We start from the raw sequence: 2,314 nt of genomic DNA on the forward strand, positions 1-2,314 counted from the left end.
GGACCTTTACGGGCAGTTGATCCCCCACTTCACTTTTCAAAACTTTGAAGGGGAAGTCTTACTGCCCGTTAAGGCTGGGATAAATTGTAGGAGGGAATAATTATGAAAGCAATTGGTTTGTTAAAATATTTATCTATTGAGAAAGAAGAAAGTTTAATTGATATTGAATTACCTAGACCGATTCCCAAAGGCAGAGACTTACTCGTTAAAATTGAGGCAATTTCAATTAATCCGGTAGATGTAAAAGTGCGTGCACCAAAGGAAAAAATTGAAAAGGAACCAAAAATTTTAGGATGGGATGCCAGCGGAATTGTAGTGGAGGTAGGAGAAGAATGTGAGAGTTTCAAAGTCGGAGATGAAGTTTTCTATGCAGGAAGTATTACAAGGCCTGGTACTTATAGTGAATATCATCTAGTAGATGAAAGAATTGTTGGGCGTAAACCGAATACATTATCATATTCTGAGTCGGCAGCTCTTCCTTTGACCGCCATTACCGCATGGGAGGCATTATTTGATCGTTTAGATATTGAACTAATTAATAAAGTTGAAAATGAATTTAAAAATATTTTAATTATAGGAGGTGCAGGGGGAGTCGGCTCCATTGCAATACAATTAGCGAAGTATGCCGGTCTGCATATTATAGCTACTGCTTCACGCCAAGAAACAAGAGACTGGGTAAAAAAACTAGGTGCAGATCATGTTATCAATCATTATCAATCATTTAAAAATCAATTAGCTGATCTCCAAATAAATGAGGTGGATTTCATTCTTTGTTTGAATAATACAGATCAACATTGGAATAATATGGGCGAAATAATAAAGCCCCAAGGTAAGATTTGTTCCATTGTTGAAAATAAAGAGTTCCTTGATCTTAATATATTAAAAAATAAGAGTGCCACATTTGTATGGGAATTTATGTTTACAAGATCGATGTATCATACAGACGACATGATAAAACAACATTTTTTATTAAATAAAATTAGTGAATTAATTGATAAGGGAGAAATAAAAACAACAATAAATAAAAAATTATCTCCAATCAATGCAGCAACTATTAAAGAGGCACATCAGTTAATCGAAACTGGCAGTACGATCGGAAAAATTGTGATTGAGAATTTTGAGGGAGATAAAAAAATATTATGAGCAAATAGGATATTACAAGACGAATAATAAAACTCGCTATATATTAATTTAGCGAGTTTTATTAATTTTACAATTTTTATATTTATTGGTAAGATGAGTGTATAAAAGTTACTATGAAGTAATGTTATTTATAAATAACTTAAAGGGAGCGGATTATTCTGGCAGTCGGAAAGGGATTAAAGGGAAAAGAGACTAGAATGAGAATAAAGGAAGCAGCAATTCATGAGTTTGCCAGCCGAGGATTTTACAGTACTAAAGTAAGTGATATCGTTTCCCGTTCTAAATTAACCCAGCCTGCATTTTATATTTATTTTTCAAGTAAAGATGCAATTTTTGATGAGCTTGTAAACGATTTTCGACTAAAGTTAAATGAATTAATAGGGTCGCTTCGTTTATCCTCTGAAGTGAAAAAGGAAGACTTGACTTTAACCTTAACAAAATCGATCGAGATATTATTTGATTTTTTTGCAGAAAATGAAAATTTAACCCGTATAGGCCTTATTCTTGCTCATGATGCAGAACAGTATAAAGAAAAAATAATAGAGCTATTAGCAGTGAATTTGAAATATGAACAGAAAGCAGGATATTTTCGCTCTAACTTATCTATGGATATTATTGCAGTCTGTATATACGGCATGATTGAAAATCTAATTATTTCTCATTTATTAACTAAAAAGAGTACTTCCAAAATGTTAGCAAATGAAGTAGTGAGCTTAATAATGAAAGGTCTGTAAGATATCTAGTTTATTTAATGAAAAAGGAGCCGGATAATGACTGTAATTATGATAGTTTTAAAGATCATTTTAGGGGGATTTATCGGTTTAGGCGGATTAATTAAAATTTTACAATTTAATTTTCAAGTGGAACATTGGAGGGCATATGAATATCCGCTCTGGTTTATGACAGTTACTGGAGTTCTGGAGCTGCTTGCGTCAATCGCACTATTTGCCGGATTTGGAAATCGTTATTTAACTATAATCGGCAGCCTGATTATTTTTGTAATTATGATTGGAGCAGTATATACACATATTTTTAGGGCCGAACAGCCTTTAGTAACAGTTATCCCATCAGTAGTATGTTTAATACTTGCTTTCATCATTTTAATTAAGGGTTAGTATTTTATCTTTTCTAACTTGAAGATTCATTTTATCCCAGCCTTAACGGGCAGTAA

3 protein-coding genes are annotated in these 2,314 nt (G+C 32.7%); all 3 read left to right on the forward strand.

Annotated features, from left to right (window positions below):
* Positions 1–102 precede the first annotated feature (102 nt).
* The 3 genes from BFA01S_RS21310 to BFA01S_RS21320 all read left to right on the forward strand — a co-directional run bounded on the left by BFA01S_RS21310 (position 103) and on the right by BFA01S_RS21320 (position 2,258).
* Positions 103–1,143 carry a zinc-binding alcohol dehydrogenase family protein gene (locus tag BFA01S_RS21310; protein WP_066235618.1) on the forward strand — a complete coding sequence of 347 codons (1,041 nt, stop codon included), beginning with the start codon at positions 103–105 and terminating at the stop codon, positions 1,141–1,143.
* 197 nt (positions 1,144–1,340) lie between these two features.
* A complete protein-coding gene (locus tag BFA01S_RS21315; RefSeq protein ID WP_066235619.1) occupies positions 1,341–1,877 on the forward strand; it encodes a TetR/AcrR family transcriptional regulator in 537 nt (178 codons plus the stop codon).
* 36 nt (positions 1,878–1,913) lie between these two features.
* A complete protein-coding gene (locus tag BFA01S_RS21320; RefSeq protein WP_066235622.1) occupies positions 1,914–2,258 on the forward strand; it encodes a DoxX family protein in 345 nt (114 codons plus the stop codon).
* Positions 2,259–2,314: the final 56 nt, after the last annotated feature.

It is taken from the genome of Metabacillus fastidiosus NBRC 101226 (assembly GCF_001591625.1).
Lineage (GTDB): Bacteria > Bacillota > Bacilli > Bacillales > Bacillaceae > Metabacillus > Metabacillus fastidiosus.

What these genes read in the sequence shown, in the direction of transcription:
- BFA01S_RS21320 (WP_066235622.1), top strand. Translation starts at nt 1,914, where the DNA reads ATGACTGTAATTATGATAGTTTTAAAGATCATTTTAGGGGGATTTATC.
- BFA01S_RS21315 (WP_066235619.1), top strand. Translation starts at nt 1,341, where the DNA reads ATGAGAATAAAGGAAGCAGCAATTCATGAGTTTGCCAGCCGAGGATTT.
- BFA01S_RS21310 (WP_066235618.1), top strand. Translation starts at nt 103, where the DNA reads ATGAAAGCAATTGGTTTGTTAAAATATTTATCTATTGAGAAAGAAGAA.